This window comes from Pseudooceanicola aestuariicola (assembly GCF_045763785.1).
Lineage (GTDB): Bacteria > Pseudomonadota > Alphaproteobacteria > Rhodobacterales > Rhodobacteraceae > Pseudooceanicola.
In genome coordinates, this window is sequence record NZ_JBJGSF010000001.1 from 1,584,244 (window position 1) to 1,599,412 (window position 15,169).

Below are 15,169 nucleotides of genomic sequence, written 5' to 3' on the forward strand. Positions count from 1 at the left end.
TTTGGGCTTTCAGACGATCGCGATGATGGCGATTGGCGAAATAGCGCGCTCGGATAAGCGACTCGTTGCGGAAATGTTTGCCCATGTCGAAACCCCTGACGGTTCAACTCATCTGTCACTGTGCGACTGGCAAAAAATCCAATTTGAAAAACGGAATTTGAACATCATGGCTGCCAAAACGCGCTTGGACGCCAGTCAACTTGCACACACGGAATTGTGTTTAGCCTACACAGCGGGTGGGGTCGGCCAAAGGTTTTTATTTTCGGAAATTGCCGAAGGCGGCCAAGAATGCGTCATATTAATAAGCATTCCCAAGGGGAATCGCGCGGTGCATTTTGGCGTCACTTTCGGATAACTGCTTAACCCTCAGTCGGTTAACGCTACGTAAAGACATGCGGCAATTTTAGGGCCGCTCGCAGGATGGAACCGGCAAAAATTTGCCCAATCGCAAGGCGTCTGCGGGTTAGGAACCGCCGATGGGGCTTTGATCAGCAGAATTTCGACCGTTTCAAAGCGTTTTTGGGACAATCGATTCCCTAGCGGAAGTGCAGGTGATCTTGGACGGGCCAGACGCATGGAAATGCCGCCTCGGAGTGATCAACCCGGTAAGGTGCGAAGGCCCAGATGGGTAGGAAGACAAGGTCGGCGTCGCCATGGTGGCCGATCCTGCATCAGGACGATCTTGGGGCGTGGAGGAGCGCTGCGCTCAAAATACTTCGACACCGGGTAAGCAGTCAGAGACCAAACAGGGGCAAGACGAAAGTCGGCAGCGCACCGACGGACAGGCGCGGTCGTGTTCTGATACGCCTTAGATCGACAGACGTGTTCATCGACAGTCGAACGTCTCAGAAAAGGCCTGCGTCGAAAACGGTTTGATCGCGCGCAGCGCAAGCGCAACTTGAGACGAGGCCAAATCTGGTATCCAGTTCATGGCGGGGGGCTGATCATCACCAGGTTCAAAAGCAGCATCATTAGTCCGTATAATCTGTATTATGTAAATATAAGAGTTGCGTATCTCCATATTTATAAGGGATTTCCCAATCCCTTAGAGTTTACGCATTTGACGCCCGGACCACTCTGGTATCTGGTCCTAGTTACAGAAAATCACCGGACACCACATGGCAGACAAGCTGATCCAAGGCCCAGATGGCAAACATCGTTGCTTCTGGGTGCAACAAACATCGGATTTCATCCCGTATCACGACGATGAATGGGGTTGGCCCATCACGGATGACCGCCATCTGTTCGAAAAGCTCTGCCTTGAAAGCTTTCAGTCCGGCCTAAGCTGGCGCACCATTCTGGCAAAGCGTGACAACTTCCGATCTGCGTTTAAAAACTTTGACTTAGACGCCGTAGCTAAATTCGATGACGCCGATAAAACCCGCCTTCTGAACGACGCGGGCATCATCCGCCACAAGGGCAAGATCGACGCCGTCATCAACAACGCCGCCCGTGCGCAGGATCTGGTGGCAGAACACGGCTCTCTGGCGGCCTACGTATGGGCATGGGAGCCGTCAGAGAATGAGCTGGGCGAACCACAAAGCATGACCACCTGCCCATCGGCCATCGCCATGTCCAAAGACATGAAAAAGCGCGGCTGGAAGTTCCTAGGCCCAACGACCGTCTTTGCCTTCATGCAGTCCATGGGGCTGGTAAACGACCACGCTTTGGGCTGCCACATGCGCGATGCGGTGTCGCAAACACGCGCGACACTGACGCGTCCCAAATGAAAAAGGCCGGGGAAATCCCCGGCCTTTTCTTATCAAATGACGCTAAGGCTTAGCCCTGAGCGGCCTTTGCAACTTCAGCAGCGAAGTCTTCGACTTCTTTCTCGATGCCTTCGCCAACTTCCAGACGGACGTAGCCAAGGATCTCAACACCGGCTTCTTTGGCTGCGGCACCAACGGTCAGGTCGGGGTTCACAACAAAGGCTTGGTTGACCAGAGTGATTTCGGACAGGAACTTCTTCATCCGGCCTTCGATCATCTTCTCGATCACCTGCTCCGGCTTGCCGGATTCACGCGCGATGTCGATCTGAACCTGACGTTCCTTTTCGATCACGGAGGCGTCGACTTCGGCTTCGGTCAGCGCTTGGGGGCGCGGATCGGCAGCAGCGACGTGCATCGCAACCTGTTTACCAAAGGCTTCGTTGTCGCCTTTCAGTGCAACCAGAACACCGATCTTGCCCATGCCGTCGGCCACAGCGTTGTGCACATAGGTCACAACCTGATCGCCTTCGATGGAGTCCATCCGGCGCAGGGTCATGTTCTCACCGATGGTCGCGATCTTGTTGTTGATCGTTTCTTCAACGGTCTTGCCGCCCAGATCGGCAGTTTTCAGGGCGTCAACGTCCGACACGGTCAGCGCGGCGTCGGCGATGCTCTTCACCATCGACTGGAATTCGGCGTTCTTACCAACAAAGTCGGTTTCCGAGTTCACTTCGACAGCAACACCTTTGCCACCGTCAACGGCCACGGCCACCAGACCTTCGGCTGCGGTACGGCCCGCTTTCTTGGCGGCTTTCGCCAGACCTTTGGTGCGCAGCCAATCGATTGCGGCATCCATGTCGCCATCGGTTTCGGTCAGCGCTTTTTTCGCATCCATCATGCCCGCGCCGGTCATTTCGCGCAGTTCTTTAACCTGTGCTGCAGTGATCGCCATATCGGCTCTCCTCATGTCTTGAAAAAGGGTCTGGCCGCGGGTTTAGCCGCGACCCATGACAATTTTGTAGCGTCCCGGCCTGATGCGGCCGGGACAGAAGGATCACGCCTCTGCGGTTTCCTCAACAGCTTCTTCTGCCGGCGCTTCTTCCATCTCGCCCACGTCAACACCTGCGGCACCCAGCTGAGCGGTCATGCCGTCCAGCGCAGCGCGCGATGCCAGATCGCAGTAGAGAGAGATCGCGCGGGCCGCGTCGTCGTTGCCCGGGATGATGTAGTCGATGCCATCGGGCGAGCAGTTGGTGTCAACCACGGCCACAACCGGGATACCCAGCTTGTTGGCTTCGGCGATGGCCAGCTGTTCTTTTTTCACGTCGATGACGAACAGCAAATCGGGAACGCCGCCCATCTGACGGATGCCGCCAAGGGATGCGGTCAGCTTCTCCTGATCACGCTCCATGCCCAGACGCTCTTTCTTGGTCAGGCCTTCGGCGCCAGCGCCCAGCTTCTCGTCAATCTCGTTCAGACGGTTGATCGACTGGGACACGGTTTTCCAGTTGGTCAGCGTGCCGCCCAGCCAGCGGTGGTTCATGTAGTACTGTGCGCATTTCTCAGCGGCTTCGGCGATCGGCGCTGCGGCCTGACGCTTGGTACCGACGAACAGAACGCGGCCGTTCTTTGCAACGGTTTCGCGGATGACGTTCAGCGCCGCGTCCAGCATGGGAACGGTCTGCGTCAGGTCCATGATGTGGATGCCGTTGCGCGCGCCATAGATGAACTCGCCCATACGGGGGTTCCAACGCTGCGTCTGGTGGCCAAAGTGAACGCCAGCTTCCAGCAGCTGACGCATGGTGAACTCAGGAAGAGCCATGTCTTTATCCTTTCCGGTTTACGCCTCGGCGGGGGTGAGAAGCGGAATGCTTCAACCGGTGGACCATTGGGGATGTCTGTCCAAGGGCCCGACCCCACCTGCGGGATTGAGTGGCGGTGCCTTACACCGCCCCCTGCCCCTTGGCAAGGCCGGAAACCCGGATCATGGCTTTATTATACGGGCTTTTACAAAAACGTCCGCTCAACCGCCCAGTAAAGCCCAATGCAGGCGATCACGGCCGAGGCCGGGATGGCAATCCCCGGACGATACCAGGTTTTATGCCGGAACCACGCGCCCACGGCCAAAAACGCCAGCGCAATCACCGTAAGCTGCCCCAGTTCAACACCCACGTTGAACCCGATCAGCGCCGGAATGAACTGATCCTGCGGCAACCCGAACTCCTGCAGCACGCTGGCGAATCCAAGCCCGTGCAGCAAGCCAAACCCAAAGACGACAAAGGGTCGCCATCTAGTCAGGCCGGTCGCAAAGATATTCTCGATCGCGATAAAGGCGATGGATGCGGCGATCAGCGGCTCAACAATGCTGCCGGGTACATTGACCACGCCAAGCGCGCCAAGCGCCAAGGTCACCGTATGCGCCAGCGTGAAGGCCGAGATCTGCCACAACAGCGGACGCAGCGTCGGTGACAGGAAGAACAGGCCCAGCACGAACAGGATATGATCCAGCCCCTTGGGCAGAATATGATCGAAGCCGATGGGGATATACTGAACGAAGGCCTGCAGCCCCGTGGCTGCCTGCCCGCCCTGCAGCGTGATCGGCTCGCTCGTCTCTCCACCATCCAGATACCCGGCGTAACCGTCTTCGACCCCGGTGTGACGCAGGGCCAGCGTGCCGTGACCGTCAGGCCATGTCAGGGTCAGCGCTTTGGTGCTATCGGGCATCTCTCCGGTCAGAATGACACGCGACGGACGGGCCAGATCGACATTGCCGACCTCGCTCACCTCTATATCGCGCAAGCTCAGCGGAATGTCGGTGCCATCGGCGGACAGGATCATACCTTGGGAAATCTCGGGCCAGCTGTTGCGAATGCGGTCGGCCATCTCATCAGACGGCAAAGCGCGCAGGTCGTCGTAGATGTCGGACCGATCCGAGGTGTTGGTATCCTTCAGCCCGTCCAGATCGATGCCCGCGACGAAGGCTTCGGCGTTCATGCGCATTTCCAGCCGGACGTCCTGGCCTTCGGTCGACAGCTGGATGATGGTCGGAAGAACCTCGTGCGCCCGGCCCTGCCCCGCGACACCCGCCATCACAACCGCGACACCCAATGCGACCGCCCTTGACAGGCCGCGCCCAAACCGCAGCTTGGTGCGCATGACATTCAAAACTTTCATCATCTCTTCCCTGTTCGCGGCCGTGGCTACGCCGACCCTCTCCCATGAGTTTTGGCTCGAACCGGAGAGGTATCAAGCGGAAACCGGGGCAACTGTGGGCGTGCAGCTTTTCAACGGTCAGGACTTTGACGGCACCGAACTTAGCTGGTTCGACCGCCGGATCGACCAAGTCACCGTCCATAACGGCGATGAAGCCAAAGATTACAAAGGCTTGCCGGGCGACCTTCCGGGGATCAGCGTTGAGGTTCAGGATGGACTAACCACCATCGCCTACGCGTCAACCATGTCACGGCTGACCTACGACTCTTGGGAAAAAACTCTTTTGTTTGCGGAACATAAAGACTTCCCTTGGTTCCAGAACGCGCATTCCGAACGCGGTCTACCGCAGGAAAACGTCACAGAAGGCTACTGGCGCTTTTCAAAAACCCTGATCGGCAGCAGCAACAGCGATGGTCAGGATGTTGAGGTTGGGATGCCGACGGAATTCGTGTTGCAAACCAACCCCTTCGCCGATGATATTGATACCGTATCGGCCGTTCTGCTTTACAAAGGTACGCCGCGCGCCGACGTGCAGGTGGAGATGTGGGAAAAGGCGGATGACGCCGTCACACGCACCTTGCACCGCACCGACGCTGACGGGGTTGTGACCCTGCCGGTCAAGCCGGGCCACTCCTATCAGATCGATTCAGTCGTGTTGCGCGAACCGGAAAGCGACGCCGCGATCAAGGCAGATGTGATGTGGGAAAGCCTTTGGGCCAACACGACCTTCGCCATCCCCGGCTGACCCGGCGATATCTCTTGCCCCGTCCCGACGGGACGGGCACATAGGTCGCATGACAAAGACCCCGGATATCCTGTGCATCGGATCGGTCCTTTGGGACATCATCGGACGTTCTGCCAGCGTCATGCGGCAGGGCTCTGACGTGCCGGGGCGCATCACCCGTCTACCCGGCGGCGTGGCCATGAATATTGCCATGGCCGTCGCGCGGTTTGGCCTGACCCCCGCGCTGCTGACCGCCGTTGGTCGCGACGCCGAGGGCGAAGAACTGGTCAAAGCCTGCGCCGATATGGGGATGGTGACGGATCACATCTATCGCTCTGACGATTTGCCAACCGATCGCTACATGGCGGTCGAAGGGGCGAACGGCCTGATCGCCGCCATCGCAGACGCGCATTCGCTTGAGGCTGCGGGCGATAAGATATTGAAACCGCTGACAAATGGTGATTTCGGAACGGACGTTTCGCCGTATCAGGGCAAGATCGCGCTAGATGGTAACCTTACCCGGCAATTGCTTGATAAGATTGCAACTTCGCCCGCCTTTGCGGCCGCCGATCTGCGCGTCGCCCCTGCCTCTCCGGGCAAAGCAGAACGATTGATTCCCTTCCTCGATCACGGGCGTGCCATGCTCTACGTGAACCTAGAAGAGGCCGGGATCCTGTGCCAGAACACCTTTTCAGATGCGCCTAAGGCTGCGGAAGCATTGATAAAACGCGGTGCGCGGCGAGTGATCGTCACCGACGGCGGCAAATGCGCCGCCGAAGCGGACGCGACAGGCACCGTTATCGGAACCCCGCCCGAAGTGCTGGTTACCCGCGTCACCGGCGCAGGCGATACCTTTATGGCCGCCCATATTGCCGCCGAAGGCGACGGCGCCAGCCGGCAAGACGCGCTGGACCGCGCGCTGACCGCAGCCGCACGGTATGTTTCTGGCGACAACGCCCTTTGATTTTTGCCCTCTGACGAACGAAAGACCCCCGATGCAAATGACCATGTCCCCAGAGGTGCGCGACGCGCTGGACCAGAACCGCGCCGTCGTCGCGTTGGAAAGCACGATCATCACCCATGGGATGCCATACCCACAGAACCTAGAAACCGCGCGGCAGGTCGAAGACGACGTGCGTCAGGCCGGAGCCACGCCCGCCACCATCGCGGTGCTGAACGGGACATTGCACATCGGCCTGACGGATGACGAATTGGCGACGCTGGCGCAGGCCAAGGACGTCGCCAAGCTGTCCCGCGCAGACATGGCCGTTTGCATGGCCATGGGCGGCACTGGCGCCACGACCGTCGCCGCCACGATGATCGCCGCACGGCAGGCAGGGATCGAAGTCTTTGCTACGGGCGGCATCGGCGGTGTGCACCGCGGCGCGGAAACCACGATGGACATTTCGGCCGACCTGCAAGAGCTGGCGCAAACCCCGGTGACGGTCGTCTGTGCCGGAGCCAAAGCAATCCTTGATATCCCCCGCACGCTGGAGGTTCTTGAAACGCTTGGCGTGCCGGTCATCACCTTCGGCCAACCTGCCCTGCCCGCATTCTGGAGCCGCGACAGCGGCCTGCCTTCGCCCCTGCAGATCGACACTGCGGGCCAGATCGCCGCCGCGCATCGCACCCGCGCCGCGCTTGGCCTGTCGGGCGGTCAGCTGATTGCCAACCCGATCCCCGAAAGCGATGAAATCCCTAAGGACGAAATCGACCCGATCATCGAACAGGCGCTGAGCGATGCAGAGGCGCAGGGGATCACCGCCAAAGAGGTCACGCCCTTCCTGCTGGACCGTATTTTCCGGCTGACGACGGGCCGTTCTCTTAGCAGCAATATCGCGCTGGTACGCAACAACGCGCGGCTGGCCGCAGAGATTGCCCAAGAATTGGTCCAATTGCCTGTCAAAACGGCAAAATAAACGGGGGGTGCCATTGCTGTCGCGCCTGTGACCCCATAGATTTCGGTGACCCCGATGCTCGGGGCGCATGCACACGGACCTTACATGAACGACCCCCTGATTGATCAGCCAACACCGCGACGCGGCCTTTTTACCCGTTTGCGGTCCAGTTTTCTGACCGGGATCGTCGTCATTCTGCCGGTGGGCCTGACGATCTGGCTGCTGTGGACGCTGGCCGGTTGGGTCGATGGCGTTGTGCTGCCGCTGGTGCCGCAGACGTTCCAGCCGGAAAAATACATTGGCATCAATCTGCGCGGCGTGGGCATCATCTTTTTCCTGATCTTCACGATCATCGTCGGCTGGATCGCCAAAGGGCTGATCGGGCGGTCGCTGATCCGCTATGCCGAAAGCCTGATCGTGCGGATGCCCGTCGTCCGGTCGATCTACAACGGCGCGAAACAGATCGCCGAAACGGTCTTTGCCCAGACCGAACGCAGCTTTGAAAAGGCCTGCCTGATCCAATACCCGCGCAAAGGCATCTGGGCCATTGGCTTCGTCTCGACCGAGGCGAAAGGAGAGGTCGCGCGCCGGGCTGAAACCGGGTCGGACCTGATGTCGGTCTTTGTGCCCACGACGCCCAACCCGACGTCAGGGTTCCTGCTGTTCTTCCCCAAGGAAGATGTGATTGAGCTGGACATGAGCGTGGAAGACGCCGCCAAGCTCGTCATCTCGGCCGGGCTGGTTTATCCCAACGCCAAGGACCCCAAGCAGCCACCCCTGCCGCTGGAGTCCTGAGCCTTAGTTCAGCATGGCCTGCAGATCGATGGTCGAGGCCTTGCCAAGCGACGCATGGTGATCGGCCAGAAACTGGTCCGCCGCCTTCTGACCGGCCAGCTTCAGCGATTGCAGGATCACCGGATTGGGCACCATCTTGGTCGCCACGGACAATTCGCGCATCAGGTCGTCATCTGCGATCATATGCACCAGAACGTTCTTCATCGCGCCCTTCTTGACCTGACCGGCCCCGATCAGCCGCTGCACAAAGGCGATGGCCCGCAACTCGCGCAAAAGCGATGAGTTGAAGCTGATCTCGTTCACGCGGTTTTCAATCTGCTGCGGGGTAAAGGGCACCTCATCCCGTTCCAGCGGATTGATGTTTACGATGACCACGTCATCCGGCAGGTCCGGTTCAAACAGCGGAAACAGCGCCGGGTTGCCCGAATAGCCGCCATCCCAGTATGCCTCGCGGCGTCCGGTCTTGGGATCGTCGATTTCAACCGCTTGGAACAGCGACGGCAGACAGGCAGACGCAAGGATGGCGTCGGTGGTGATTTCGTCCTTGGTGAAGATGCGGACCTTGCCGGTGCGCACGTTGGTCGCGCAGACAAAGAGGCGTGGTCCCTCGGCAGAACAGACGCTGTCATAATCAAAGCCTTCGACGACCGATTCCAGCGGATTGCGGTACAGTGGGCCGTAGTAATACGGCGAAGTAACCTGATCCAGCATCGACGCCGCAACAAAGGGCGGCGCGTATTCCATCAGCGTGGCGACATCACGGGTGGGCGGGGTAAAGAACTTCTCCATCGCGGTGAAGGGTCCGGCCATCCACCCCGGCAGACGCATGTCGTTGACAGCACCCATGCGGTTCCAAAGCTCGTTCAGCGTTTCCCGCGCGCCTTCACGCCCGCCACGCAGCCAGCCCGCCTTATAGGCCGCGCCGTTCAGCGCCCCGGCAGAGGTGCCGGAAATTCCCGCCACCTCGATCGTTTCGTCGTCCAGCAGCCGATCCAGCACGCCCCAGGTAAAGGCCCCGTGCGCACCACCGCCCTGCAGTGCAAGGTTGATCTTGGTGACCATGGCCTTAGGCCGCCGTCCAGCCACCATCCATGGCAATGGCCTGCCCGGTCAGCTGCTCTGCCGCGTCAGAGGAGAGGAACAGCGCCATATCGCCCAGTTGTTCGACCGTGACGAATTCCTTGGACGGCTGCTTGGCCAGGATCACCTTCTCGATCACCTCGTCCTCGGACATGTCGTATTCCTTGGCGGTGTCGGGGATCTGCGATTCCACCAGCGGGGTCAGCACGTAGCCGGGGCAGATAGCGTTGCAGGTGATCGGTTCCTTGGCCGTCTCAAGCGCGACGGTCTTGGTCATACCGACGATCCCGTGCTTGGCCGTCACATAGGCCGATTTGTAGGGCGAGGCGCGCAAACCATGGGCCGAGGCGATATTGATCACCCGGCCCCAGCCTGCCTTGCGCATCATCGGCAGCGCGACGGCGGTGGTGTGGAAGGCCGAGGACATGTTGATCGCGATAATCGCATTCCACTTGTCCACCGGGAAGTCGTTGATCGGCGCCACGTGCTGGATCCCTGCGTTGTTCACCAGAATATCGCATGCGCCTGCCTTTTCGATCAGCGCCCGCGCATCGTCGCCTTTGGACATGTCGGCCTGAATGTAGCGCACGTCTGTGTCGAACTCTTTGGCCAGATCGGCGGCAAGGCTGTGATCTTCTTCGTTGTCGGAGAAGGAATTCAGGACGACGGACGCCCCGGCCCCCGCAAAGGCCCGCGCCACCCCAAGGCCAATGCCCGAGTTCGATCCGGTGACGACGACAGTTTTTCCAGTGAGTGACATGACAGCCTCTTAAGTAATCTCTGGGTGCCAGCATACGTGCTGCACCTGCGAAATAAACTCATTCATTTAACCCCGGTTCCAAGTCCGGGTCGAAAGGTCGCGAAGGCCGATAAGACCGTCCCGCAAGCCACGGTGATTCTTGGACTTATGAAAGCCGGGTTAAGGAATGGGCGGTTTTGCGTAAAACCCAACATGCGTTGACTTTCCGCAAAAAAAAACGCCAGCACGAAGCTGGCGTTAAGTTATTGAGGCAGGTTTCATACAGGCAAGAAACCTATCGAGCAGTGACTTCTTTATAATCCCAACACGGTCACGTTCCAAGCTAAAAGTTTGATAAGACGTAAAAGCCTCGGTACCGTTAGGGCCAACAAAGACAGGCAAGACAGGGATTGTTGCCAATATGAGGCCAGTATTTTTCATCACTCGAGTTCAGAAATTCGCGATGATCGCGGCGCTGCTTTGCGGCACCGGGGCCATGGCAGAGCCTCAGCATGGTCTTGCCATGTACGGAGAGCCCGCCCTTCCCCCTGATTTTGCTGCACTTCCCTATGTAAATCCCGATGCGCCCAAGGGCGGCCGGTTAATTTCCGGCAATGAAGGCGCGTTCGACAGTCTGAACCCTTACGTCATCACGGGCAATCCGCCATGGCAGTTAAGGTTCCTGATCTCCGAAAGCCTGATGTACCGCAGTCAGGACGAACCCTTCACCGTCTATGGCTTGCTGGCCGAATCGATTGAAGTGCCCGAAGACCGATCCTGGGCGGAATTCACCCTGCGCGAAGGGGCCCGATTCTCTGACGGTAGCCCGGTGACCATCGAAGACGTCATGTGGTCCTACGAGGTGCTGGGGACCGAAGGCAACGCGCGCTACCGCGGCATATGGGGCCTGATCGACAAGATGGAACAGACCGGCCCCCGGTCGGTGCGGTTTACCTTCAATAAGGAAGACCGTGAATTGCCGCTGATCGTCGGCATGCGCCCAATCCTGAAGAAAGCGCAGTTCGCGGACCGCAGCTTTACCGGCCTCAGCCTAGAAGAGGCGCCGATTGGATCGGCCCCCTATTCCGTCACCGCGTTTGAGCCGGCGCGCTCTGTCACCCTGACCCGCAACCCGGATTATTGGGGCAAGGACCTGCCGATCCGTCAGGGCACCAACAACTTTGATGAGATCAAGATCGAATTCTACGGCGACAGCGCGGTGTTGTTCGAGGCCTTCAAGGGCGGCGAGCTTAGCTACCTGCGCGAATTCAACGCCGAAAAATGGGCGCGCGATTACAACTTCCCCGCCGTCCAGAATGGCGAGATTGAGTTGAGCGAGATTCCCACCGGCCGCCCGTCGGGCATCACCGGGTTCGCCATGAACACCCGCCGTCCGCCGTTTGACGATATCCGCGTGCGGGATGCGATGATCCATGCGTTCAACTTCGAATACATCAACGAAACGCTGACCGGTGGTCGTCAGAATCGGATCACGTCGTATTTCTCTGGCACACCGCTGGGGATGCAGGACGGCCCCGCCACAGGCCGCGTGCGCGACATTCTTGAACCCTTTGCGGACGCCCTGCCCTATGGCGCGCTCGACGGCTACACCCTGCCCGTGTCGGATGGATCGCCCCGCAACCGCGCGAACATCCGCAAGGCACTGGCCCTGCTGGAAGACGCGGGCTGGACCGTGCAGGACGGCATGTTGAAGAACGCGGATGGCGTACCGTTCCGCTTTAAGATCCTGCTGCGTCAGGGCGCGACCGAACTGCAGACCATCGCTGATCTCTACCTCAAGGCGTTGGAGCGGCTGGGCATGGACGTGGAGCTCGAGGTCGTGGACAACGCCCAATACCAGCTGCGCATGACCAGCTTTGACTATGACATGACCGATATCCGGCGTCAGTTTTCCCTGTCGCCCGGCAATGATCAGCGCACTTACTGGGGGTCTGACAACGCGGATATCCTTGGGTCGCGCAATATCATCGGCGTGAACAGCCCCGCCATCGACGCCAGCATCGATGCCATGCTGGCCAGCGAGACGACCGAGGATTTCAATGCCGCCACCCGCGCGCTGGATCGTCTGCTGACCGCGGGGCGCTACGTGATCCCGACCTACAGCTATGACGTGGGTCGGATCGCCCATGTGGCCGACATCACCTACGCAGAAGACCGGACACCGATCTACGGCGACTCGGTCTATTTCCTGCCAGAGGTCTGGTGGCACGAGCCTGAATGATGGGCTGCAACCGGGCGCGCCAACCGGTAGAATGGAACTGATCTGGGCTTGGCTCCGTTGGTCTGACAACAAGACTGACGGAGTATCCCATGCAATGGACTGATATCGCCCGCGACTGGGCGGCTTTTACCCCCGCCATCCAAGACCGCTGGCCCGAGGCCGAAGAAGAGGACCTGCTGGCCCTGAACCCGACCGAAGATGCGCTGGCAGGCTACCTGTCGCAGCAAACCGGCGAAGAATTTCGGGACGTCAAAGCGCAGGTGCGCGAATGGCAGATGGGTCAGATACCCACGGATGTTGCCATGGATCCACTGCGCGACAACGCCAACATTTCGGACTCGCACCGACACTTGGCCCCGGGCGAAGACCCGTCCGATCGTGACGACCTTTTTGGTGACGACGATCAGGCAGAAAACCCGGTGGGTCGCGACGTCTGATCTGCGCTTTTGCACCGACGATTGACCTGACAATGGCCCTTGCGCACGCCCGCGCAGGGGCCTACCCCTTGGCCCATGCTGTCGATCTTTGACCACGGGGCCTACCCCGACTGCCCCACACCCTTTAATCTGGCCGCCTATGTGATGGCCCATGCGGACCGTCTGTCCGACAAGGTCGCGCTTTCGATTGTCGGCCTCTCCGGCGCGGAACGCTGGTCTTATGCCAAGCTGGAACAAGCGATCCGTGGTACCGGTACCGGGCTGCTGAACGCGGGCTTCAAACCCGGCGACATTCTGTTGATGCGCCTTGGCAATAGCGTTGAATTCCCGATTGCTTATCTGGGCGCCATCGCCGCCGGACTGGTGCCTGTGCCCACCTCATCACAGCTGACCGCACGCGAGGTCGGCAAGATGGTGGACAGCCTGAAGCCCGCTGGCATCCTGCATGACCCAAGCGTCGCGAGCGCCGATACTGACCTGCCCGTTGTGACGACGGACCAACTGGAACAGATGCGCGACCTGCCGCCCGTGGACTACCACATGGGCGATCCGAACCGGCTCGCCTACCTCGTCTATACCTCTGGCACCTCTGGCAACCCGCGGGCGGTCATGCACGCCCATCGCGCCATCTGGGCGCGTCAGATGATGCATGACGGCTGGTACGGGCTGGGTGAAGACGACCGCCTGATGCACGCAGGCGCGTTCAACTGGACCTATACACTGGGCACCGGATTGATGGATCCGTGGTCCGTTGGCGCCACCGCCGTGATCCCCGCCGAAGGCGTCGATCCCGAAGCATTGCCCCTGCTGATGAAACGCCATGAGGCGACGATTTTCGCCGCAGCACCCGGTGTGTTCCGCAAAATCCTGACCAAACATGACCGCATCGACCTGCCCAAACTGCGCCACGGCCTGACCGCTGGCGAAAAGGTGTCCGACCAGATCCGTAACGATTGGCGCGACGCTGGCGGGGGCGAGATGTACGAGGCCTTCGGCATGTCCGAATGTTCGACCTTCATTTCGGGCTCTCCATCCACGCCCGCGAAACCCGGGGCGCTTGGCAAGCCGCAAGAAGGCCGGCGGGTCGCCATCGTTGGCCCCGACGGCCCCGTGCCACTGGGCGAAGAAGGCGTGATCGCCGTGCATCGCGACGACCCCGGCCTGATGCTGGGTTACATGGGGGCCGAGGATGAAGCAGCCGCCCGGATGCAGGGCGATTGGTTCCTGACCGGGGACCACGGGCGCATGGATGAAGACGGCCAGATCACCTATATGGCCCGCGCCGATGACATGATGAACGCTGGCGGTTATCGCGTGTCCCCGATCGAGGTCGAAGGCGCGCTGTCCGACATCCCCGGCATCACCGAAATCGGCGTCACGGATTGCGAAGTAAAGGCAGACACCCGCCTGATCATCGCCTTCTATACCGGCCCCGAAGAACTTGACGAAGCCGCGCTGCTGGCACAGGCCCAAGACCGTCTGGCCCGCTACAAACAGCCGCGGTCCTTCGTCTACCTGCCGCAGATGCCGCGCAACCCCAATGGCAAACTGTTGCGCAAGGCCCTGCGCGACCACTGGCCCAAGAGCTAACCAAGGGACTGGACCACCCGGTCCACCCCTAGGAGAGGAGACCCCGATGGAAACCGGAAACGCCGTGAAACTCGACATTGTGTCGGACCCGATCTGCCCATGGTGCTATATCGGCAAGACACAACTGGATCGCGCCTTGGCGCAGCGGCCCGACCATCCCTTTGTGATCGAATGGCACCCCTTCCAGCTGAACCCCGACATGCCCCGCGAAGGGGCCGACCGCAAAGCTTATCTGGCATCCAAGTTCGGCGACCGCGCCGATGAAATCTACGGCCAGATCGCCAAGCATTTCAGAGACATCGACCTAGAAGCTGATCTGGATGCAATCACCCGCACGCCCAACACGCTGGACGCGCACCGCATGATCCACTGGGCCGGGATCGAAGGCAAACAGGGTGCGATGGTCAACGCGCTGTTCCGCGCGAATTTCGTCGAAGGCCGTGATATCGGCGCGCATGATGTTCTGGCAGACTTGGCCGACAGCATCGGTATGGACGCCTCGGTCGTGCTGCGCCTGCTGTCCACGGACGAGGACGAGGCAATGATCCGCGACCGCGACACCCATTCGCGCGAAATGGGCATCAACGCCGTGCCGACCTTTATCGTCGCCTCGCAACACGCGGTTCCCGGCGCGCAGCCCCCCGAATTGTGGCTGAAGGTCATCGACGAGATCATGGATCAGACCAAAGACGCCTGAACTTAAGTCACGCGCCTTGGGCAAAACAGGGCTTGAGCCGATGCG

The 15,169-nt window shown here is 59.9% G+C and carries 15 protein-coding genes; 10 read left to right on the plus strand and 5 right to left on the minus strand.

Features of this window, described 5'->3' with window-relative positions; genetic code table 11:
• The first annotated feature begins 22 nt into the window (after positions 1-22).
• Positions 23-355 carry a hypothetical protein gene (locus ACI3GR_RS07255; protein ID WP_407493415.1) on the plus strand — a complete coding sequence of 111 codons (333 nt, stop codon included), beginning with the start codon at positions 23-25 and terminating at the stop codon, positions 353-355.
• Positions 356-1,118: 763 nt separating this feature from the next.
• Positions 1,119-1,730, plus strand: coding sequence for a DNA-3-methyladenine glycosylase I (locus tag ACI3GR_RS07260; protein WP_407493416.1), 612 nt, complete (start codon positions 1,119-1,121; stop codon positions 1,728-1,730).
• 49 nt (positions 1,731-1,779) lie between these two features.
• Here the strand turns inward: ACI3GR_RS07260 and tsf are convergent, their stop codons facing one another.
• The 3 genes from tsf to ACI3GR_RS07275 form a co-directional block, all read right to left on the minus strand.
• Positions 1,780-2,661, minus strand: a complete 882-nt coding sequence (gene tsf, locus ACI3GR_RS07265; RefSeq protein ID WP_407493417.1) for a translation elongation factor Ts — start codon at positions 2,659-2,661, stop codon at positions 1,780-1,782.
• Positions 2,662-2,763: 102 nt separating this feature from the next.
• A complete protein-coding gene (gene rpsB / locus ACI3GR_RS07270) occupies positions 2,764-3,531 on the minus strand; it encodes a 30S ribosomal protein S2 (RefSeq protein ID WP_407493418.1) in 768 nt (255 codons plus the stop codon).
• A gap of 185 nt (positions 3,532-3,716) precedes the next feature.
• Positions 3,717-4,883 (minus strand): HupE/UreJ family protein, encoded by a 1,167-nt coding sequence (locus ACI3GR_RS07275; RefSeq protein WP_407493419.1) that lies wholly within the window; start codon positions 4,881-4,883, stop codon positions 3,717-3,719.
• Between ACI3GR_RS07275 and ACI3GR_RS07280 the strand changes: the two genes are divergently transcribed.
• The 4 genes from ACI3GR_RS07280 to ACI3GR_RS07295 all read left to right on the plus strand — a co-directional run bounded on the left by ACI3GR_RS07280 (position 4,864) and on the right by ACI3GR_RS07295 (position 8,339).
• Complete coding sequence (locus tag ACI3GR_RS07280) at positions 4,864-5,667, plus strand: DUF4198 domain-containing protein (protein WP_407493420.1); 804 nt, start codon at positions 4,864-4,866, stop codon at positions 5,665-5,667. The genes ACI3GR_RS07275 and ACI3GR_RS07280 overlap by 20 nt on opposite strands.
• 49 nt (positions 5,668-5,716) lie before the next feature.
• Positions 5,717-6,610 (plus strand): PfkB family carbohydrate kinase, encoded by an 894-nt coding sequence (locus tag ACI3GR_RS07285; protein ID WP_407493421.1) that lies wholly within the window; start codon positions 5,717-5,719, stop codon positions 6,608-6,610.
• A gap of 31 nt (positions 6,611-6,641) precedes the next feature.
• Positions 6,642-7,565, plus strand: coding sequence for a pseudouridine-5'-phosphate glycosidase (locus tag ACI3GR_RS07290; protein ID WP_407493422.1), 924 nt, complete (start codon positions 6,642-6,644; stop codon positions 7,563-7,565).
• An 84-nt stretch (positions 7,566-7,649) separates the two neighbouring features.
• Positions 7,650-8,339 carry a DUF502 domain-containing protein gene (locus tag ACI3GR_RS07295; protein ID WP_407493423.1) on the plus strand — a complete coding sequence of 230 codons (690 nt, stop codon included), beginning with the start codon at positions 7,650-7,652 and terminating at the stop codon, positions 8,337-8,339.
• 3 nt (positions 8,340-8,342) lie between these two features.
• Here ACI3GR_RS07295 and ACI3GR_RS07300 read toward each other — a convergent pair whose 3' ends face one another.
• Entirely contained in the window at positions 8,343-9,401 is a 1,059-nt protein-coding gene (locus ACI3GR_RS07300; RefSeq protein WP_407493424.1) for a patatin-like phospholipase family protein, read from the minus strand.
• A 4-nt stretch (positions 9,402-9,405) separates the two neighbouring features.
• Entirely contained in the window at positions 9,406-10,179 is a 774-nt protein-coding gene (locus ACI3GR_RS07305; protein ID WP_407493425.1) for a 3-hydroxybutyrate dehydrogenase, read from the minus strand.
• Between the two features lie 400 nt (positions 10,180-10,579).
• Between ACI3GR_RS07305 and ACI3GR_RS07310 the strand changes: the two genes are divergently transcribed.
• The 4 genes from ACI3GR_RS07310 (at position 10,580) to ACI3GR_RS07325 (ending at position 15,124) form a co-directional block, all read left to right on the plus strand.
• Positions 10,580-12,400 (plus strand): extracellular solute-binding protein, encoded by a 1,821-nt coding sequence (locus ACI3GR_RS07310; RefSeq protein WP_407493426.1) that lies wholly within the window; start codon positions 10,580-10,582, stop codon positions 12,398-12,400.
• An 89-nt stretch (positions 12,401-12,489) separates the two neighbouring features.
• Positions 12,490-12,837: a hypothetical protein gene (locus ACI3GR_RS07315; RefSeq protein ID WP_407493427.1), complete on the plus strand. Its 348-nt coding sequence runs from the start codon at positions 12,490-12,492 to the stop codon at positions 12,835-12,837.
• Positions 12,838-12,912: 75 nt separating this feature from the next.
• Positions 12,913-14,427 carry a class I adenylate-forming enzyme family protein gene (locus ACI3GR_RS07320; RefSeq protein WP_407493428.1) on the plus strand — a complete coding sequence of 505 codons (1,515 nt, stop codon included), beginning with the start codon at positions 12,913-12,915 and terminating at the stop codon, positions 14,425-14,427.
• A gap of 46 nt (positions 14,428-14,473) precedes the next feature.
• Entirely contained in the window at positions 14,474-15,124 is a 651-nt protein-coding gene (locus ACI3GR_RS07325; protein WP_407493429.1) for a DsbA family oxidoreductase, read from the plus strand.
• Positions 15,125-15,169 lie beyond the last annotated feature (45 nt).